The 18,686-nt window shown below is 54.6% G+C and carries 19 protein-coding genes; 9 read left to right on the top strand and 10 right to left on the bottom strand.

All coding sequences use genetic code 11. The features are described from left to right. Positions 1-368: 368 nt before the first annotated feature. The 4 genes from ABLV11_RS16205 to ABLV11_RS16190 form a co-directional block, all read right to left on the bottom strand. Positions 369-1,253 carry a LysR family transcriptional regulator gene (locus tag ABLV11_RS16205; protein ID WP_126489403.1) on the bottom strand — a complete coding sequence of 295 codons (885 nt, stop codon included), beginning with the start codon at positions 1,251-1,253 and terminating at the stop codon, positions 369-371. 98 nt (positions 1,254-1,351) lie between these two features. Continuing rightward, positions 1,352-2,608, bottom strand: a complete 1,257-nt coding sequence (locus ABLV11_RS16200) for a nucleoside permease (protein ID WP_004114318.1) — start codon at positions 2,606-2,608, stop codon at positions 1,352-1,354. A 59-nt stretch (positions 2,609-2,667) separates the two neighbouring features. Further along, the gene (gene xapA / locus ABLV11_RS16195; protein WP_004104320.1) at positions 2,668-3,501 is read right to left on the bottom strand and encodes a xanthosine phosphorylase; all 834 of its coding nucleotides are present in this window, start codon (positions 3,499-3,501) and stop codon (positions 2,668-2,670) included. A gap of 122 nt (positions 3,502-3,623) precedes the next feature. Beyond that, entirely contained in the window at positions 3,624-4,550 is a 927-nt protein-coding gene (locus ABLV11_RS16190) for a LysR family transcriptional regulator (RefSeq protein WP_004114320.1), read from the bottom strand. Positions 4,551-4,639: 89 nt separating this feature from the next. Between ABLV11_RS16190 and ABLV11_RS16185 the strand changes: the two genes are divergently transcribed. Beyond that, positions 4,640-5,638 (top strand): bile acid:sodium symporter family protein, encoded by a 999-nt coding sequence (locus ABLV11_RS16185; protein WP_004104330.1) that lies wholly within the window; start codon positions 4,640-4,642, stop codon positions 5,636-5,638. Here ABLV11_RS16185 and ABLV11_RS16180 read toward each other — a convergent pair. The 3 genes from ABLV11_RS16180 to zipA form a co-directional block, all read right to left on the bottom strand. Continuing rightward, positions 5,635-5,853, bottom strand: a complete 219-nt coding sequence (locus tag ABLV11_RS16180; protein ID WP_004104331.1) for a DUF3820 family protein — start codon at positions 5,851-5,853, stop codon at positions 5,635-5,637. The two genes, ABLV11_RS16185 and ABLV11_RS16180, sit on opposite strands and share 4 nt — an antisense overlap. Next, positions 5,846-7,870: an NAD-dependent DNA ligase LigA gene (ligA, locus tag ABLV11_RS16175; protein WP_126489404.1), complete on the bottom strand. Its 2,025-nt coding sequence runs from the start codon at positions 7,868-7,870 to the stop codon at positions 5,846-5,848. Before ligA ends, ABLV11_RS16180 begins: the two co-directional genes overlap by 8 nt. Before the next feature lie 74 nt (positions 7,871-7,944). Then, on the bottom strand, positions 7,945-8,988 hold the full coding sequence (gene zipA / locus ABLV11_RS16170) for a cell division protein ZipA (protein WP_023321399.1): 1,044 nt from the start codon (positions 8,986-8,988) through the stop codon (positions 7,945-7,947). A 230-nt stretch (positions 8,989-9,218) separates the two neighbouring features. Here zipA and cysZ point away from each other — a divergent pair, with 230 nt between their 5' ends. The 5 genes from cysZ (at position 9,219) to crr (ending at position 14,074) form a co-directional block, all read left to right on the top strand. Continuing rightward, positions 9,219-9,980 carry a sulfate transporter CysZ gene (cysZ, locus tag ABLV11_RS16165; RefSeq protein ID WP_004104334.1) on the top strand — a complete coding sequence of 254 codons (762 nt, stop codon included), beginning with the start codon at positions 9,219-9,221 and terminating at the stop codon, positions 9,978-9,980. A gap of 159 nt (positions 9,981-10,139) precedes the next feature. Beyond that, on the top strand, positions 10,140-11,111 hold the full coding sequence (gene cysK, locus ABLV11_RS16160) for a cysteine synthase A (RefSeq protein ID WP_004104335.1): 972 nt from the start codon (positions 10,140-10,142) through the stop codon (positions 11,109-11,111). Positions 11,112-11,492: 381 nt separating this feature from the next. Then, a complete protein-coding gene (ptsH, locus tag ABLV11_RS16155; protein WP_002913505.1) occupies positions 11,493-11,750 on the top strand; it encodes a phosphocarrier protein Hpr in 258 nt (85 codons plus the stop codon). A 44-nt stretch (positions 11,751-11,794) separates the two neighbouring features. Continuing rightward, positions 11,795-13,522, top strand: coding sequence for a phosphoenolpyruvate-protein phosphotransferase PtsI (gene ptsI, locus ABLV11_RS16150; RefSeq protein ID WP_004104336.1), 1,728 nt, complete (start codon positions 11,795-11,797; stop codon positions 13,520-13,522). Positions 13,523-13,564: 42 nt separating this feature from the next. Continuing rightward, positions 13,565-14,074 carry a PTS glucose transporter subunit IIA gene (crr, locus tag ABLV11_RS16145; protein ID WP_000522253.1) on the top strand — a complete coding sequence of 170 codons (510 nt, stop codon included), beginning with the start codon at positions 13,565-13,567 and terminating at the stop codon, positions 14,072-14,074. A gap of 42 nt (positions 14,075-14,116) precedes the next feature. Here crr and ABLV11_RS16140 read toward each other — a convergent pair whose 3' ends face one another. Together ABLV11_RS16140 and pdxK are read right to left on the bottom strand one after the other, a co-directional pair. Further along, on the bottom strand, positions 14,117-14,356 hold the full coding sequence (locus ABLV11_RS16140) for a hypothetical protein (protein ID WP_032728597.1): 240 nt from the start codon (positions 14,354-14,356) through the stop codon (positions 14,117-14,119). Next, complete coding sequence (gene pdxK, locus ABLV11_RS16135; RefSeq protein WP_004114329.1) at positions 14,353-15,219, bottom strand: pyridoxine/pyridoxal/pyridoxamine kinase; 867 nt, start codon at positions 15,217-15,219, stop codon at positions 14,353-14,355. Before pdxK ends, ABLV11_RS16140 begins: the two co-directional genes overlap by 4 nt. Before the next feature lie 82 nt (positions 15,220-15,301). Between pdxK and ptsJ the strand changes: the two genes are divergently transcribed. The 3 genes from ptsJ to ABLV11_RS16120 are packed head-to-tail and all read left to right on the top strand — an operon-like array spanning position 15,302 to position 17,775. Then, positions 15,302-16,600 (top strand): transcriptional regulator PtsJ, encoded by a 1,299-nt coding sequence (gene ptsJ, locus ABLV11_RS16130; RefSeq protein WP_032728599.1) that lies wholly within the window; start codon positions 15,302-15,304, stop codon positions 16,598-16,600. A 14-nt stretch (positions 16,601-16,614) separates the two neighbouring features. Then, a complete protein-coding gene (locus tag ABLV11_RS16125; protein ID WP_032728601.1) occupies positions 16,615-17,322 on the top strand; it encodes a type 1 glutamine amidotransferase in 708 nt (235 codons plus the stop codon). 45 nt (positions 17,323-17,367) lie between these two features. Continuing rightward, on the top strand, positions 17,368-17,775 hold the full coding sequence (locus ABLV11_RS16120) for a nuclear transport factor 2 family protein (protein ID WP_004104344.1): 408 nt from the start codon (positions 17,368-17,370) through the stop codon (positions 17,773-17,775). Here the strand turns inward: ABLV11_RS16120 and cysM are convergent. Then, positions 17,772-18,683, bottom strand: coding sequence for a cysteine synthase CysM (gene cysM / locus ABLV11_RS16115; protein ID WP_151386510.1), 912 nt, complete (start codon positions 18,681-18,683; stop codon positions 17,772-17,774). The two genes, ABLV11_RS16120 and cysM, sit on opposite strands and share 4 nt — an antisense overlap. Positions 18,684-18,686: the final 3 nt, after the last annotated feature.

Raw genomic sequence — 18,686 nt, 5'->3', positions numbered from 1 at the left:
GCAGTTGACTTTTAATCAATTGGTCGCAGGTTCGAATCCTGCACGACCCACCAATGTAAAAAAGCGCCCTAAAGGCGCTTTTTTGCTATCTGCGATTCAAAAGATTCGAACCTGCTGCAGGTTCGAGTCGACAAAATTGTCGGGAACAATTTTGTACAACGCGTAGCGTTGCCCGAAGGGCGAGTCTCAGGATGAGACGAGTAGCGAAGAGAGACAACGGAGCCGCCTGCGGCGACGGCCCGAAGGGCAAGCGAAGCGAGTCATCCTGCACGACCCACCAATGTAAAAAGCGCCCTAAAGGCGCTTTTTTGCTATCTGCAGTATACTAAACCGGCACAGGCCTTCATCTTGCTATCCGGCACTGACCATTAATTCACCAGCGCCGCTACCAGCTTCTCCAGCGCGGGCGTCGCCTGTTGTTGGTCATAGACAATATACAAGTCAGCGGGTATGCGCTCTTCCAGCGGACGAAACACAACGCCCGGCCAGGTCATTTGCGCATAGCTATCGGCGATGAGCGTAATGCCAATTCCCATGCTGACCATAGCCAGTACCGTTTGCGGCTCCATCACTTCACGGATAATCATCGGCAAGAATCCGGCACTCTGACAGACGCGCTGCAAAAACGTCCAGTCGGTATGTATTGAAGGCATCGTAACAAAATATTCGTTACTCAGCGCCGCAAGCGGGATCGCCTCACGCACCGCCAGCGGATGCTCCTCCGGCATGGCCACCAGGAAAGAGGACTCGTGCAAACGCAGGCTGGTAAATCCTGGCGTAGGCGCTGTCGCCATCCGCCACACGCCGGCATCCAGCTCCCGTCGCTCCAGCATCGCCATCTGCATGGCGGGCATGTTCTCGCGGAAAAGCACCTCTACGTTAGGGTTCTCTTTCAAAAAACGCCGCATTACCGGGCGCATTTTCCCCCACATCGCCGTACCTATCACGCCCAGTTCTACCCTCCCCGCCTCACCCCGGCCAATCTGCTCAACTCGCGCCAGCGCCTGATTGGCGCTGGAAAGCAGGCGGCGGGACTCCTCCATCAGAATTTTTCCAGCATGGGTTAACGCCACGCTACGAGAGTGGCGAACAAACAGCAGCGTACCGAGCTCCTGCTCCAGCTCCTTGATGTGGATACTAAGCGGCGGTTGCGACATGTTCAGACGGGCAGCCGCACGACCAAAATGCAGCTCTTCTGCAACAGCCAGAAAATAGCGCAATAATTTCAGATCGATACGATGCGTGCGTTCCATGGGACATGCGCTCCTGAGGCGAAGGATAATGCGCAAAGTTACCACACTGCATCCTGGAAAATGAAACGGCGGAGTATAAACTCCGCCGCTGAAGAAGATTAATGCGTCAGCGCTTTGTTGATAAGTTTCTCAGGCTCATGTTGATAACGGAAGAACAGGGCAAAAATAACCGCCAGCAGTAATGAATAGGCGGCGAACACCAGCCAGATAGTCTGCCACTCTTTTACGCCATCAATAGAGAAGTAATCGACGGCCATACCGCTCAGAACTGAACCAACCCATGCTCCAATGCCGTTCACCATGGTCATAAACAGTCCCTGGGCGCTGGCGCGAATATTGGCACTGACCTCCTGCTCAACAAATACCGATCCAGAAATATTAAAGAAGTCGAATGCGCAGCCGTAAACAATCATCGACATCAACAGCAACACAAAACCGAACGGAGAGGGATCGCCAAAAGCGAAAAGGCCAAAGCGCAGCGTCCATGCCAGCATACTCATCAGCATGACTGTTTTGATGCCAAAGCGTTTAAGAAAGAACGGTATGGTGAGGATGAAAGCGACCTCCGCCATCTGCGACACCGAAAGCAAAATTGAGGGATAACGTACGACAAAGCTGTCGGCAAACTCCGGATTGCGGGCAAAATCATGCAGGAAAGGATTACCGAAGACGTTAGTTATTTGCAGTACCGCTCCCAGCATCATCGCAAAAAAGAAGAAAATGGCCATCCGCGGATTTTTAAATAACACAAAGGCATCCAGCCCCAGCCGGCTGGCCAGGGTGGTTCCGGCTTTCTTCTCGACGACAGGAATTTTCGGTAACGTAAATGCATAAATCGCCAGTAATAGCGACGCGGCAGAGGCGATATATAGCTGTGCGCTGCTTAACTCCAGCCCCATCAGGCTCACCGTCCACATTGCGGCAATAAAACCGAGAGTGCCAAAAACGCGAATGGGAGGAAACGCGGTCGCCGGATCCTGGCCGGACTGCGACAGACATGAATAGCAGACGCTGTTAGACAAGGAGATAGTGGGCATGTAGACCATCGCGTTAATGAGCATCACCCAGAACATCGTATCCGGATCGGTCACGGTCGTCGCATAAAGAAGCACTCCCGCGCCAACCAAATGGCAGAACATATAGGCCCGTTCTGCACGAAGCCATTTATCAGCAATGATCCCCATGATGCCGGGCATGATAATGGCCGCCAGCCCCTTAGAGCTATACACCATGCCGACGTTTGCGCCGGTGAAATGCAGCGTATTGATCATGTAAGAACCCAGGGTGACCAGCCAGCTTCCCCAGATAAAATATTGCAAAAACGACATGAGCTTTAAGCGAGAAGCGATACCCATTTTTTCCGTTCCTTGCCATTAAAGTAAGACCCCGCAAGCGGGGTCAATATTTATTATTTTCAGGCCAGTTTGCGTAAGAAGCCGCAGATCAGGTTGATAAAGTTCTGCCGGGAGAGTTCGGCCGCTGCCAGGGTTTGCGCGTGGGATAACTTCACATCGCCCAGACCTTCAGCCAGATTAGTAATCGCTGCAACAGCCACCACTTTCAACCCGCAATGGCGGGCGCTTATCACCTCCGGCACCACGGACATCCCCACCACATCGCCGCCGATAATTTGCATCATGCGGATCTCAGCCGCCGTTTCAAAATTCGGCCCGGGATAGGAGACAAATACGCCTTCAGTCAGCGGAAAACCCTCCTCTGCCGCAACGCGCTGCAGAACGGCGCGATAATCCGCATCATAGGCATTTGCCAGCGAGAAAAAGCGCTCGCCGAAGCGTTCATCATTCAGGCCCACCATCGGCGTACCCGGCATAGTATTAATATGATCGCTCAGCGCCACCAGACTTCCCGGCCCCACTTCCGGACGAAGAGAACCGGCTGCGTTAGTACAAAACAGCAGTTCACATCCCAGAAGCTTTAGCGTACGGATGGCATCGGTCATGACCGTCATGCCGCGCCCTTCGTAGAAGTGCCCGCGCCCCTTCATGCAGGCAACCGGTACGCCAGCCAGGTTTCCCAACACCAGCTCGCCGGCATGGCCGTGAACGGTACTCACCGGGAATCCAGGCAGCTTCTCGTATGAAATTGCCACTGCATCTTCAATTTGCTCCGCTAGCGCCCCAAGACCCGAACCAAGAATAAAAGCCACCCGCGGCATAAAGTCCGGCTTATGTCCGCGAATGATGTCTGCGCTATACCATGGGTTCTGTGAAAAAAGCGTGTCGCTCATAAGCTGTCCTTAGAAACTGAAGAATCGATAAGTTAATTGGCTACCATGATGTTATAACGAGGGTACGCAATCGATTACCAATACAGTTTTCCCGGACGTTCGATATCAAAAAGCTATTGATTTCATTTCTGATACAAGGGGTCATTCTCGCGCAAAGCGGTCAGCTGGCCAGCCTGATGCCGCACCACCTCCCACAGCGCTTCTGCGGCAGTTGAAAGCGAGCGATTTTTACGCCGCGCCAGCATCAGCTGACGCTCCACCACCGGAGTGAGTCGTTTCACCTGCAAATGGCTGCCCTGAGGAAGCGGCAGCGCTAATGCGGGTAAAATACTGATACCTATCCCCGACTCAACCATCGGAAATAGCGTGGCCGGATGACCGATTTCCTGCACGATATTCGCTTTAACGGCAAATCCCGAGAGCGCGGCGTCAATCAGCGGACGACTACCAGAAGCATAATCCTGCAGAACCAGCCGCTGCTGCTGGAGGTCTTGCCAGTTCACCGCGCTCCGTCCGGCAAAAGGGTGATCGCTACGGCAAAGCAACAGAAAAGGTTCGGCGAGCACCGTCTCACACTGTAAATCGGTAGCAGCGCCAGGATCGATCACAATGCCAAAATCCACTTCCCCCTGGCGGATACTCTCCAGCACCCACTGCTGGGGGCGGTCGTGTAGTACGAAATCGATTTCCGGATAACGACGGTTGCTGTCGGCAATGCACTGCGGGATAAGATGGGCGGAAATAGTCTGGCTGGCCGCCACCCGGACGGTTCCCATCAGCTGCTGCCCGACGCGTCCGGCCTCTCGCAGCGTGCCGTTTAGTTCATCCAACAGACGCTCAAGCCGGGCCGCGAGCTGCTGGCCGGCCTCCGTAAGCACCACTTCGCGCGTCGTTCGGTCAAGCAAGCGTACCCCGGTCTGATGCTCCAGCTCTTTGACGCTATGGCTTACCGCTGACTGGCTAAGGCCAATACTCTCCCCTGCCCGGCTAAAGCTTTTGACGCGAGCAACGGTCACAAAAACCTTCAACTGTCGTAGCGAGTAATTCATCTCTTTTTTTCATGAATAGATGCAATAAATCGATTTTATTTCTCAAACTAAAGAAAGCACAATAGCGACATCGATTTTCAGGAGCGTTTATGAAATTTTTCCGCATTCTTGATCCATTCACCCTAACGTTAGTCACCGTCGTCCTGCTGGCCTCTTTTTTTCCTGCTCGCGGCGGATTTGTCCCCTTCTTTGAGCATTTAACTACCGCCGCCATCGCGCTGCTGTTTTTTATGCACGGCGCCAAACTCTCGCGTGAGGCGATCGTTGCCGGAGGAAGCCACTGGCGTTTACATCTCTGGGTCATGTGCAGCACGTTTATCGTTTTTCCCGTGCTTGGCGTGCTGTTTGCCTGGTGGGCGCCTGTCAACGTCGATCCGGCTCTATACACCGGGTTTATTTATCTCTGCATTCTGCCAGCCACCGTCCAGTCGGCCATCGCGTTTACTTCCCTGGCGGGCGGTAACGTGGCGGCAGCGGTATGCTCGGCCTCGGCCTCAAGCCTGCTGGGGATCTTCATTTCGCCTTTGCTGGTCGGCCTGCTGATGAATCTGCACGGCGCGGGCGGGAGTCTGGAGCAGGTCGGTAAAATCATGCTGCAGCTGCTGCTGCCGTTTGTGCTGGGGCATCTTTCTCGCCCGTGGATTGGCAACTGGGTGACAAAACATAAAAAGTGGATCTCAAAAACCGATCAGACCTCTATCCTGCTGGTCGTTTATTCGGCATTCAGCGAGGCAGTCGTGAACGGTATCTGGCACAAAGTGGGTATCGGATCGCTGCTGTTCATCGTTATTGTCAGCATCGTGCTGCTGGCAATTGTGATAGCTATTAACGTGTTTGTAGCGCGCAGGTGTGGGTTTAATAAAGCGGATGAAATTACGATTGTCTTCTGCGGGTCGAAAAAGAGCCTGGCGAACGGCATTCCAATGGCCAATATTCTCTTCCCGACTTCAATCCTGGGGATCATGGTGCTGCCGCTGATGATCTTCCATCAGATTCAGCTCATGGTGTGCGCAGTGCTGGCGAGGCGCTATAAGCGCCAGGCCGAAGCATTGCAGGCGCAGGAAAAAAACCGCGCCTCCGAAGCTTAACGCGGACGCTTAAGGGGCTGGACCAGACCAGTCAGTCCCTCTGTTTTAATCAACAGGGTTAATGCCATCAGTTCGCCGAGATGCCCGGCAGGAAATTGATCCTTACGGGCAAACCACAGCAGATACTCTTCCGGCACATCAATTAATCGACGGCCTTTGTACTTGCCAAACGGCATTTCTGTATTGGCAATTTCAATAAGCTGCTCTTTATCCACGCGACTCTCCGAGCAGGCGCAGCATTTCGTCTTCATCGATTACCGCAATTCCCAGCTGCTGCGCTTTAGCGAGCTTAGAACCCGCGGCCTCCCCGGCGATAACCAGGTCGGTTTTCTTCGACACGCTGCCCGCAACCTTCGCGCCCAGCGCAACCAGCTGCGCTTTCGCATCGTCACGAGAGAGCTGGCTCAGGCTACCGGTCAGAACAATCGTTTTTCCGGCGAACGGGCTATCAATCTCTTCAGCATTGACCACCACCGGCGCAGGCCAGCGGACGCCCTCTTTACGCAGCTGAGCGATAACTTCGCGGTTGCTCTCTTCGGCAAAGAAATTACGCACGTGCGTGGCGACGACAATCCCGACATCCGGCACTTTTTGCAGATCGTCAATCGAGGCCTGCTCAAGCGCCTCAATAGTGCCAAAGTGGGCCGCTAAACCGGCTGCCGTCGCCTCACCCACTTCACGGATCCCCAGCGCATAAAGAAAACGAGCGAAGGTGGTCTCTTTTGACTTCTCGAGGGCATCCACGATGTTCTGCGCTGATTTTGGCCCCATGCGATCGAGCCCGGTGAGTTTACCCGGCGTCAGCTGAAAGAGATCGGCTGGCGTGTGCACATACTCTTTTTCTACCAGCTGATCGATGATTTTATCGCCCATACCATCGACGTCCAGAGCGCGACGGGAGACAAAATGCTTGAGCGACTCTTTGCGCTGCGCGCCGCAGATCAATCCGCCGGTACAGCGCGTTACCACTTCGCCTTCAACGCGTTCGACGTCGGAGTGGCATACCGGACAATGGGTTGGGAACACGATTTCCCGCGTCTCTTCCGGGCGTTCTGAGAGCACAACGTTCACGACCTGGGGAATCACATCTCCGGCACGACGAATAACTACCTTATCGCCGATGCGCAGTCCCAGGCGCTCGATTTCATCGGCATTGTGGAGGGTCGCGTTGCTGACCAGTACTCCGGCGACGTGTACCGGCTCAAGACGCGCAACCGGCGTGATGGCGCCGGTTCGCCCGACCTGAAACTCAACGTCGCGCACGAAAGTCATCTGCTCCTGCGCCGGAAACTTAAACGCCACCGCCCAGCGCGGCGCGCGGGCTACGAAGCCAAGCTGTTCCTGTAACGCAAGCGAATCGACTTTGATCACCACTCCGTCGATATCAAATCCCAGATTCGGTCGATCTTCTTCCACCTTGCGATAGTAAGTAAGCACTTCCTCTGGCGTATGGCAGAGTTTTACGCGCTCGCTGACCGGCAGCCCCCAGAACTTAAACTGCTGCAAGCGTGCCGAGTGGCTGGCCGGCAGCTCGCCGCCTTCCAGCACGCCCACGCCATAGCAAAAGAAAGTGAGCGGACGCTTCGCGGTAATCCGCGGATCGAGCTGACGTAAAGAACCTGCTGCGGCGTTACGCGGGTTAGCAAAGACTTTCCCCCCGGTTCGCCGGGCCTCTTCATTAATTTTTTCGAACCCTGCCTGCGGCAGAAACACCTCTCCGCGAACCTCAAGCCGCTGCGGAATATTGTCGCCGCGTAGCTTCAGGGGGATCGCGCGGATGGTACGCACGTTGGAGGTAATATCTTCACCGGTCGTTCCATCTCCGCGGGTCGCCGCCTGTACCAGCAAGCCGTTCTCATAGAGGATACTGACCGCCAGGCCATCCAGCTTGAGCTCGCAGCAGTAGGTAAGATCATCACTATTTTTCAGACGGTCCTGCACCCGCTTGTTAAACGCGAGGAAACTCTCCTCATCAAAGACGTTATCGAGCGACAGCATCGGAACTTCATGGCGGATCTGGCTAAAGGAGGCTAGCGGTGCGGCGCCGACGCGCTGGGTGGGCGAGTCTGGGGTGATCAGCTCCGGGTGCTGAGCTTCCAGCTCGCGCAGTTCACGCATTAACCGGTCGTATTCCGCATCAGGAATTTCCGGCGTATCCATGACGTGGTAGAGATATTCATGATGGCGAAGCGTGGTTCGCAGTTCAGTCAGTTTTTGTTCGTTCGATTCCATATCACACCATCAATGATAAAAAACCCCCGACGGGCGGGGGTTCAGGATAAGTAGATTAAACGCAAAAAGCGGGATCAGGCGTTCGCCTCTTTTACTTCACGAATGCGGTCCTGATATTCACGCAGTTTTTGCGGCGTCATCATACGACGCTGGTCGTCCAGCACCACGCCACCGACTTCATCGGCGATGTACTGCGCGGACTGCAGCATCAGCTTAAAGTTTTGCAGTTCATCGCCAAAGGACGGAACCTGCATAAAGATAGTCACCCCAGGGGTCATCATATCCGCCATGCTGTCCGGATTAAAGGTGCCAGGTTTGACCATATTCGCCAGACTGAAAAGCACCTGGCCGCTACCGTCCGGGCTCAGGTGACGATGGAAAATATTCATATCGCCAAATTTGAAGCCCGCCTGCTGGATACTGTTGATGAGCAGCTCGCCGTTAAGCTGCGAGCCATGATGCGCGGCGACGTTCATCACGATGACCGTCTCCTTGCGCTCTTTAGGCTGCGGCGCTGCCGGCTGCGGCTCAGGGGCCGGAGGTTCAGGCGTCGGCTGCGGCTGCGGAGCGGCAACAGGCTGCTGTTGAACCGGCTGCTGCACATGCTGAACGGGTTGCTGCACATGCTGCTGTGGCTGCGGCGATTGCTGTGGCTGCGTTTGCGGCGGCTGCTGGGGCTGCACGGGCTGTGTCACCGGCTGCTGCGTCGGCGCGGCATAATGCGGCTGCTGAACCGGAGCCTGAGGGTGAACCGGCTGCTGATGCGGCTGCTGCGCTGCACGGGCAGGCTCTTCCGGGCGCACAGGCTGCTGCGCCTGACGCTCATAAGGAGGCTGATACTGGTGCTGCGGCGGCTGACGAGGTGCTTCATGCTCCCCATGAACGCCGTTCGGCGCATGACTCGCCCGATGAACCCGGACTTCACCAACGCCTTCAACATCGTCATCAAAGTCGTCGCCTTCCGACTCTTCATCGTCGCGAGACTTCATACGTTTCAGTGGGCGATCGCGAAACATCGAGGAACGTTCTTTACGGCTGGTCCAAAAACCGTGCACCAGTAAAGCGATTATGGCGATCGCGCCAACAATGATTAATATCAGACGCAAATCCTGCATCATTATATTCTCTGTTGTTCTAACACCTTGCCACCACGGCAAACATTTACTCACTAAGAGTATTTGCCGATTACATCAAGTGCAAGTGCGTCTGGGGCTTTCACTACATAAAGATGAACTAAATCGTGCTTTTTGCTGTTTTTTCGAACATTTCCTAACTGGTTATTGTCGGCTAACCCGATAAAATAGCCCGACATTCAGCCTGGATGTTAAAAAAGGAGTATCACCTGACTATGGTTTCATCATCCGTAACGACCCCGCGCAGTGGCGTCTACTATTTTTCGCAGGGTTGGAAGCTGATCGGGCTGCCGGGGATCCGTCGATACGTCTTCCTCCCTCTACTCGTCAACATCGTGCTGATGGGTGGCGCATTCTGGTGGTTGTTCACGCGACTGGATAGCTGGATCCCTTCTTTGATGAGCCATGTTCCTGAATGGCTGCAATGGCTTAACTATCTGCTGTGGCCCATCGTCGTCATTTCTATTCTGCTGGTGTTCGGCTACTTCTTCTCGACTATCGCCAACTGGATTGCCGCGCCCTTTAGCGGCCTGCTGGCCGAGCAGCTTGAGGCGCGTCTGACTGGCGCGACGCCTCCGGACGTCGGAATTTTCGGTATCCTGAAAGATGTGCCGCGCATCATGAAGCGCGAATGGCAGAAGTTTGCCTGGTATCTGCCGAGGGCGATCGTCCTTTTGCTTCTCTATTTTATTCCCGGTTTCGGCCAGACCGTCGCCCCGGTGCTGTGGTTCCTGTTCAGCGCCTGGATGCTGGCGATTCAATACTGCGATTATCCTTTTGATAACCATAAAGTGCCGTTTAAAACCATGCGCCAGGCGCTACGCACCCGCAAAGTCACCAACATGCAGTTTGGCGCTCTGACCAGCCTGTTTACCATGATCCCGGTGCTCAACCTCGTGATCCTGCCCGTCGCAATTTGCGGCGCGACGGCGATGTGGGTCGATTGCTACCGTGACAAACACGCGATGTGGAAATAGCGCTATCTCGTTCGGAGCGGCTTATGCCGCTCCTTATTACTTCTGGCTTGCCATTATTTCCCTTCCGAATATAGATATGCTAAATCCTTACTTCCGCATATTCTTTAAGCGGGTATGCTGAAGCCGTACTCCCAAATTTCATACAGTTAAGGACAGGCCATGAGTAAGATTTTTGAAGACAACTCCCTGACTATCGGCCATACGCCGCTGGTACGACTGAACCGCATCGGTAACGGGCGCATCCTGGCAAAGGTAGAATCACGTAACCCGAGCTTTAGCGTAAAATGCCGTATCGGTGCCAATATGATTTGGGATGCCGAAAAACGCGGCGTGCTGAAACCCGGCGTTGAGCTGGTAGAACCTACCAGCGGTAATACTGGTATCGCGCTGGCCTACGTGGCGGCGGCGCGCGGTTACAAATTGACGCTGACGATGCCCGAGACGATGAGCATCGAACGTCGTAAACTGCTGAAGGCGCTGGGCGCCAATCTGGTCCTGACCGAAGGCGCAAAAGGCATGAAGGGCGCCATCCAGAAGGCCGAAGAGATCGTCGCCAGCAATCCGGAGAAATTCCTGCTGCTGCAGCAGTTTAGCAACCCGGCCAACCCGGAAATTCACGAAAAAACCACCGGCCCGGAAATCTGGGAAGATACCGATGGTCAGGTCGACGTCTTCATCTCCGGCGTCGGTACCGGTGGTACGCTGACCGGCGTGAGCCGCTATATCAAAGGCACCAAAGGTAAAAAAGATCTGATTACCGTTGCCGTAGAACCTACCGATTCCCCGGTTATCGCCCAGGCGCTGGCAGGCGAAGAGCTTAAGCCCGGCCCGCATAAAATTCAGGGTATTGGCGCAGGCTTCATTCCCGGCAACCTGGATTTGAAACTGGTTGATAAAGTGGTGGCGATCACCAACGAGGAGGCGATCTCCACCGCACGCCGTCTGATGGAAGAGGAAGGCATTCTGGCTGGTATCTCTTCCGGCGCCGCCGTTGCCGCTGCGCTGAAGCTGCAGGAGGATGAATCCTTTACCAACAAGAATATTGTGGTTATCCTACCCTCTTCAGGTGAGCGCTATTTAAGCACTGCATTGTTTGCGGATCTGTTCACAGAGAAAGAACTGCAACAGTAATGCCAGCTTGTTAATATCGTGTAAAAAAGCACCTTTTCAGGTGCTTTTTTGTGGCGCACATCAAACTTTTACCCCTCCTGGCATTGATTCACTTCGTTGGGTCTGGTATTTAACCAGCACATTTATTTCGATGCGCGAAATTATTCCGATTGGGATTTCCATAAGCTGAATCGATTTTATGATTTGGTTCAAGTCTTCCTTTAGCGGCATAATGTTTAATGACGTGGTAGACGTTAACGGCCTGAAGGTTTCCACAGCGATTCTCAGCTGCTGGTGCCGAAGCCGGACACGTAATGCCGGCGCTAACGATACAGGCTAAAGTTTGGCCGTTAGGCTAAACTTTAGGTCCACAACACTAAACCTATAAGTTGGGGAAATATAATGTTCCAGCAAGAAGTTACTATTACCGCTCCGAACGGTCTGCACACCCGCCCTGCTGCTCAGTTTGTTAAAGAAGCAAAAGGCTTCACTTCTGAGATCACTGTAACCTCCAACGGCAAAAGCGCCAGCGCCAAAAGCCTGTTCAAACTGCAGACTCTGGGCCTGACCCAGGGTACCGTTGTAACTCTCTCTGCCGAAGGCGAAGATGAGCAAAAAGCAGTTGAGCATCTGGTTAAACTGATGGCTGAACTCGAGTAAGTTCACGGGTTCTTTTTAATATCAGTCACAAGTAAGGTAGGGTTATGATTTCAGGCATTTTAGCATCCCCGGGTATCGCTTTCGGCAAGGCTCTTCTGCTGAAAGAAGATGAAATTGTCATCGACCGGAAGAAAATTTCTGCCGATAAGGTTGATCAGGAAGTTGAACGTTTTCTGAACGGCCGCACCAAGGCCTCCGCCCAGCTGGAGGTCATCAAAACCAAAGCTGGTGAAACTTTCGGTGAAGAAAAAGAAGCCATCTTCGAAGGGCACATCATGCTGCTGGAAGATGAGGAGCTTGAGCAGGAAATCATAGCCCTGATTAAAGATAAGCACATGACTGCCGATGCGGCAGCCAATGAAGTTATCGAAGGTCAGGCTACTGCCCTGGAAGAACTGGACGATGAATACCTGAAAGAGCGTGCTGCTGACGTACGCGACATCGGTAAGCGCCTGCTGCGCAACATTCTCGGCCTGGCCATCATCGATCTTAGCGCAATTCAGGATGAAGTTATCCTGGTTGCCGCAGACCTCACCCCGTCTGAAACCGCACAGCTGAACCTGAACAAGGTGCTGGGCTTTATCACCGACGCGGGCGGCCGTACTTCCCACACCTCCATCATGGCGCGTTCTCTGGAACTGCCGGCCATCGTGGGCACCGGTAGCGTCACAAGCCAGGTGAAAAACGGCGATTATCTGATTCTCGACGCTGTAAATAACCAGGTTCTGGTTAACCCGAGCGACCAGCAGATCGAAGAGCTGCGTAACCTGCAGGCTCAGGTCGCTGAAGAGAAAGCGGAACTGGCTAAGCTGAAAGACCTGCCGGCAATTACGCTGGACGGCCATCAGGTTGAAGTTTGCGCCAATATCGGTACCGTACGCGACGTTGAAGGTGCCGAGCGTAACGGCGCAGAAGGCGTTGGTTTATATCGTACTGAATTCCTGTTCATGGACCGTGATTCGCTGCCAACTGAAGAAGAACAGTTCGCGGCTTATAAAGCGGTTGCCGAAGCATGCGGCTCTCAGGCCGTTATTGTTCGTACCATGGACATCGGCGGCGACAAAGAGCTGCCGTACATGAACTTCCCGAAAGAAGAGAACCCGTTCCTCGGCTGGCGCGCAGTGCGTATCGCCATGGATCGCAAAGAAATTCTGCGCGACCAGGTACGTGCCATCCTGCGCGCTTCCGCTTTCGGTAAACTGCGCATCATGTTCCCGATGATCATCTCTGTTGAAGAAGTGCGTGCACTGAAAAAAGAGATCGAAATCTACAAGCAGGAACTGCGCGACGAAGGTAAAGCATTTGACGAAGCAATCGAGATTGGCGTAATGGTGGAAACCCCTGCCGCTGCGACTATTGCACGTCACTTAGCCAAAGAAGTTGATTTCTTTAGTATCGGTACCAATGATTTAACGCAGTATACTCTGGCAGTTGACCGTGGTAATGATATGATTTCACATCTTTACCAGCCAATGTCCCCGTCTGTGCTGACGCTGATTAAGCAAGTTATTGATGCTTCTCATGCTGAAGGCAAATGGACCGGCATGTGCGGTGAGCTTGCGGGCGATGAACGTGCTACACTTCTGTTGCTGGGTATGGGTCTGGACGAGTTCTCTATGAGCGCCATTTCCATCCCGCGCATTAAGAAGATTATTCGTAACACGAACTTCGAAGATGCGAAGGTATTAGCAGAGCAGGCTCTTGCTCAACCGACAACGGACGAGTTAATGACGCTGGTTAACAAGTTCATTGAAGAAAAAACAATCTGCTAATTCACGAGATGCGCGGCCCAAATTACTGCTTAGGAGAAGATCATGGGTTTGTTCGATAAATTGAAATCTCTGGTTTCTGATGACAAAAAAGACACCGGAACTATTGAGATTGTTGCCCCGCTCTCTGGCGAGATCGTCAACATCGAAGACGTGCCGGATGTAGTGTTTGCGGAAAAAATTGTGGGTGATGGCATTGCTATCAAACCTACTGGCAACAAAATGGTTGCGCCGGTAGATGGTACCATCGGTAAAATTTTTGAAACCAACCATGCGTTTTCAATCGAATCTGATAGCGGCATCGAGCTGTTCGTTCACTTCGGTATTGATACCGTTGAACTGAAAGGCGAAGGCTTCAAACGTATCGCTGAAGAAGGCCAGCGTGTGAAAGTCGGCGACCCGGTTATCGAATTCGATCTGCCGCTGCTGGAAGAGAAAGCCAAGTCTACCCTGACTCCGGTTGTTATCTCTAACATGGACGAGATCAAAGAGCTGATCAAACTGTCCGGTAGCGTAACCGTGGGTGAAACTCCGGTTATCCGCATCAAGAAGTAATTCTTGCCGCAGAAGAATGGCGCCTCTCAGGGCGCCATTTTTTTATCTCGCCGCTTTAAATGGCCGATAGCACTTCTCCCGCGAAAGTATTTTCATCCCCTCAGGGCCGCTTTCCAGAATCCGCTTCTCGCTGTCAGAAACCTGCAAATCACACTGATATCCGCCAACGGCGCCAAATAGCGACCCCACTTCGCAAACATCCTCCAGCGCTTCGCTGCCGGTCGTCTCAAAATAGCCGACGACTCTTCCCTGCTGACGAACCACTAAACGATAGCTCTTCATATCCCCTCCCCTGACGGCGGAAGAATAAGCTCGTCGCAGCCCTGTTCATCGGTCCAGGTCATTACCGCCAGCACCCGCTGCGCGGCGGCATGAGCGGCATCACCCAGCGGTATTCCGCACACCAGGCCGCTCGCCAGCTCGGCGCAAAAAAGATCGCCCGTTCCCTTAAGGTCGGTTTCTACGCGCGGATGTTCGATCACCTCGACCGACTCTGCGCTAACCACCAGCACGTTGATCGTGGCGCTATCCGCTCCCGGCGCGCTGGTAATAACGACCCATTTCAACGAATCAGAAAGCAGGCTGCGGGCGGCGATAATCGCCTCCTGCTGATTATGGCAAGGCAGTCCGCTTAGCGTCTCCAGTTCAAACAGATTAGGCGTGATTCCCTGCGCCAGCGGGAGCAAATGAGTACGATAGGCTTCCGGAATCTCGGCCTTAACATAAATACCGCTATCCACATCGCCAATGACGGGATCAACGAGAATACACAGCTCGGGATGATGCTCGCGAATGCGCTGCAGCCATTGCGCAAGGCGCTTAATCTGCACCGCGCTTCCCATATAGCCGGTCGTGACCGCCCGCAACTCGCGCAGGGCGTCACGCTCCTCCAGCGCCTTTAAATAACCGGCAAACCACTCTTCCGGGATGACGCCGCCATAGTAGGTGTCATAGTGCGGAGTATTGCTGAACAGCACCGTCGGCACCGCGATAACCCGCAGGCCGTGCTGCTTTATCGCCGGTATCGCAATACTGTTTCCTACGCTGCCGTAGACCACCTGCGACTGCACGGCCACGATATCGACCTGTAGTGCCCGACTTTTATCGTTGAAGAGCACCGATTGTATTTCATCCTGCTGGCCCATCCTTTCTCCCCCCGCTGGACAGCGGGTCATACTCTGATTATCATTCGTCCTATGCTAAATTTCATTTTGTCATAGGTCAATAATGATCGTTGGAAAAACTGCCAGTGAGATCTTCGATAATATCCGCCATCTGGTGCAAAGCGGCGTACTCAAGCCTGGCGATGTTTTGCCGCCGGTACGCGAACTGGCTGGCAAGCTGTCGGTTAACCGCAATACGGTCGCCGCCGCCTATAAGCGACTGGTAACCTCCGGTCTGGCCATTAGCCAGGGGCGTAACGGTACGGCCATTAAGACGCATAATACGCTTCCCGCCCTTGAAGGTGGCGATCCCTCTTCGCCGCTAAAAGATATCTCCAGCGGCAACCCCGATCCCACACGCCTGGCGAACGTCAAAAACTACCTCAGCGCTATCGCCGCCGCTCCACGCCTGTACGGCGATGCGGCGGTTGACCCACGGCTGGCCGCGTGGGCCCATGCCTGGATGAGCAAAGATTCAGGCGTGGACGCGGAGATTAACCTCACCAGCGGCGCTATCGATGCGCTCGAACGTCTGCTGTGCGCCCTGCTGCTGCCGGGCGATAGCGTGGCTATCGAAGATCCCTGCTTTCTCAGCAGCATTAATATGCTGCGCTATGCCGGCTTTACCCCCTCGCCGGTGCCGGTCGACGCTGAAGGCATGCAGCCTGATGCCCTTGAGGAGGCGCTGCGCAACGGCGCCCGGGCGGTGATCATCACCCCGCGAGCGCATAATCCGACGGGCTGTAGCCTTAGCGAGCCCCGCGCCCGGGCGATACGCGATATCCTGGCCCGCTATCCGCAGGTTCTGGTGATTATTGATGACCATTTCGCCCTGCTCTCCTCAACGCCCTGGCACTCTCCGCTGGCCGCCGAAAGCCGGCGCTGGGCGCTGGTACGCTCGCTGTCGAAAACCCTTGGGCCGGACATGCGTCTGGCTATCGTTGCCAGCGATTGCGAAACGTCGGCGGCGCTGCGCCTGAGGCTTAATTCCGGTAGCCAGTGGGTCAGCCATCTGCTGCAGGATCTGGTCATCGCCTGCCTTAACGATGACGCATTTATGGCATCACTGACGGAGAGTCGCCGCCACTATCGTCGGCAACATGAAAAGCTGATCGCCGCGCTCGCTCGCTGCGGAATAACCCACCTGACGCCAGGAGACGGCCTGAACTTTTGGTTTCCGCTGGAGGAACCAAGCCAGCCGGTAGCGCTTCGCCTGGCGCATGCTGGCTGGCTGGTCCGCGAAGGCGAAACGTTCGGAATTCGCGCCCCTTCACACGGGCTGCGGCTGTCGCTTGCTACGCTCAGCGATGATGAAATTAATAAGCTCGCCAGTGACTTATGTCAGATATTACAACAACAGTGACGGGAGTTAACGCTATGCAGATCCACTTTATCGTCCATGAAGTCTTTGAAGCGCCGGGAGCTTATCTGCACTGGGCGCAGGCGCGCGGTTACAATACTAGCTGGTCGCGGGTTTATGCCGGGGATGCGCTACCGGAAAACGCTAACGCCTTTGATATGCTGGTAGTATTGGGCGGCCCGCAATCGCCGCGTACCACCCTAGCCGAATGCCCATATTTTGATACCCACGCCGAGCAGCGTTTGATTGCGCAGGCCATTGCCGCCGGGCGGATCGTGGTGGGGATTTGTCTCGGTTCGCAGCTTATCGGCGAAGCGCTGGGCGCGCCGGTCATGCAAAGTCCGGAAAAAGAGATTGGCCACTTTCCGATAACGCTCACTACCGCCGGCCTGCAGGACGGCAAACTGGCCCATTTTGGCCCGTCGCTGGTCGTGGGCCACTGGCATAACGATATGCCTGGCCTGACGCCGGAAGCGGAGGTGCTGGCCTCCAGCGAAGGCTGCCCGCGGCAAATTGTGAAATATCGCGATCGGGTTTATGGCTTCCAGTGCCATATGGAATTTGACGCTGAGGTCATCGAACTGCTGATCGCCCATTCACAGCAGGAGCTCAGCGCCGCCAGAGGCAGACGCTTCATCCGCAGCGAACAGGAGATGCGCGCCTGGGATTACCGCGAAATGAATCAGAAGCTGTGGACATTCCTTGATAAGCTGACGGAAAAGTAAGCAAAATGCTTTTATTAAAGCCCGATAATTTAAGGATCGCCTGAAATGCACAATCCCAATCCGCAGCTTAAAGCCGCCATTGAAGCCTGCGATCGCGCTATCTCCCAGGAAGATTACGCGACGTTGATGGAGTATTACGCCGACGACGCCGCGCTGGTGGTCAAACCGGGCATGGTCGTCAAGGGGAAAGAAAATATCCGTAAAGCGTTTATCGCCATTGCCGACTATTTCCAGCACCGGCTGGTGGTAACGCAGGGGAAAATGGAGATTATTGAAGGCGGCGGCAATGCGCTGGTGATCATGGAAACCCGGCTGGATATACCGACAGCGGAAGCCGGGATAACTCAGGTTACGCGCCGCGCAACCTACGTCTTTCGGCAGCAGGGCAAGCGCTGGCTGTGTACCGTTGATAACTCTTACGGTACGGATCTGCTCGACGCCCCCGAGGTTTAGATCCCCGCGCCCTGGGTAAAGTGCTCTTCGCCAAATACGCCGGTCGAAAGGTAGCGATCGCCGCGATCGCAAACGATCGCTACCACTACCGCGCCAGGATTTTCACGGGCAATGCGTAGCGCGCCCGCCACCGCGCCGCCTGAACTCACGCCGCAGAAAATCCCTTCCTGCACCGCCAGCATCCGCATGGTGTTTTCCGCGTCCTGTTGATGAATATCCAGCACCGCATCCACCAGCTGCGCATTAAAAATCCCCGGCATATATTCGGCAGGCCAGCGGCGAATGCCGGGAATACTGCTGCCCTCTTCCGGCTGCAGCCCCACGATGCTCACCGCTTTAGCCTGTTCGCGCAGAAAGCGGGAAACGCCGGTAATGGTGCCGGTGGTGCCCATGCTGGAGACAAAATGGGTTATCCGCCCTTCTGTCTGCCGCCAGATTTCCGGCCCGGTAGTGGTGTAGTGGGCATAGGGATTGTCCGGATTGTTGAACTGGTCCAGCTGCTTGCCTTCACCGCGCTGGGCCATCGCCAGCGCCAGATCGCGAGCCCCTTCCATTCCCTGCTCTTTGGTGACCAGGATCAGCTCCGCCCCGTAGGCGCGCATGGCCGCACGTCGCTCCTGGCTCATATTATCTGGCATCAGCAGCTTCATCTGATAGCCTTTAAGCGCGGCGATCATCGCCAGCGCAATGCCGGTATTGCCGCTGGTTGCTTCAATCAATACATCGCCGGGCTTAATTTCGCCGCGCTTTTCCGCTTCGACAATCATCGAAAGCGCGGCGCGATCTTTTACCGAACCGGCCGGGTTATTCCCTTCCAGTTTGACCCAGATTTCGCTGCCGTTATCTGGTCCCAGACGCTGTAGCTTCACCAGAGGCGTGTTGCCGATTGTTTGTTCTAATGTATTCACGGT

This window comes from Klebsiella sp. GW_Kp181, assembly GCF_040062315.1.
GTDB classification, from domain to species: Bacteria; Pseudomonadota; Gammaproteobacteria; order Enterobacterales; family Enterobacteriaceae; genus Klebsiella; species Klebsiella oxytoca.
Note: the sequence above shows the minus strand (reverse complement) of the source record. Positions and strands in the feature narration are given on the sequence as shown.

Coding starts and splice junctions, on each gene's coding strand:
- ABLV11_RS16205 (WP_126489403.1), bottom strand. CDS start 1,253: ATGGAACGCACGCATCGTATCGATCTGAAATTATTGCGCTATTTTCTG.
- ABLV11_RS16200 (WP_004114318.1), bottom strand. CDS start 2,608: ATGGGTATCGCTTCTCGCTTAAAGCTCATGTCGTTTTTGCAATATTTT.
- xapA (WP_004104320.1), bottom strand. CDS start 3,501: ATGAGCGACACGCTTTTTTCACAGAACCCATGGTATAGCGCAGACATC.
- ABLV11_RS16190 (WP_004114320.1), bottom strand. CDS start 4,550: ATGAATTACTCGCTACGACAGTTGAAGGTTTTTGTGACCGTTGCTCGC.
- ABLV11_RS16185 (WP_004104330.1), top strand. CDS start 4,640: ATGAAATTTTTCCGCATTCTTGATCCATTCACCCTAACGTTAGTCACC.
- ligA (WP_126489404.1), bottom strand. CDS start 7,870: ATGGAATCGAACGAACAAAAACTGACTGAACTGCGAACCACGCTTCGC.
- zipA (WP_023321399.1), bottom strand. CDS start 8,988: ATGATGCAGGATTTGCGTCTGATATTAATCATTGTTGGCGCGATCGCC.
- cysZ (WP_004104334.1), top strand. CDS start 9,219: ATGGTTTCATCATCCGTAACGACCCCGCGCAGTGGCGTCTACTATTTT.
- cysK (WP_004104335.1), top strand. CDS start 10,140: ATGAGTAAGATTTTTGAAGACAACTCCCTGACTATCGGCCATACGCCG.
- ptsH (WP_002913505.1), top strand. CDS start 11,493: ATGTTCCAGCAAGAAGTTACTATTACCGCTCCGAACGGTCTGCACACC.
- ptsI (WP_004104336.1), top strand. CDS start 11,795: ATGATTTCAGGCATTTTAGCATCCCCGGGTATCGCTTTCGGCAAGGCT.
- crr (WP_000522253.1), top strand. CDS start 13,565: ATGGGTTTGTTCGATAAATTGAAATCTCTGGTTTCTGATGACAAAAAA.
- ABLV11_RS16140 (WP_032728597.1), bottom strand. CDS start 14,356: ATGAAGAGCTATCGTTTAGTGGTTCGTCAGCAGGGAAGAGTCGTCGGC.
- pdxK (WP_004114329.1), bottom strand. CDS start 15,219: ATGGGCCAGCAGGATGAAATACAATCGGTGCTCTTCAACGATAAAAGT.
- ptsJ (WP_032728599.1), top strand. CDS start 15,302: ATGATCGTTGGAAAAACTGCCAGTGAGATCTTCGATAATATCCGCCAT.
- ABLV11_RS16125 (WP_032728601.1), top strand. CDS start 16,615: ATGCAGATCCACTTTATCGTCCATGAAGTCTTTGAAGCGCCGGGAGCT.
- ABLV11_RS16120 (WP_004104344.1), top strand. CDS start 17,368: ATGCACAATCCCAATCCGCAGCTTAAAGCCGCCATTGAAGCCTGCGAT.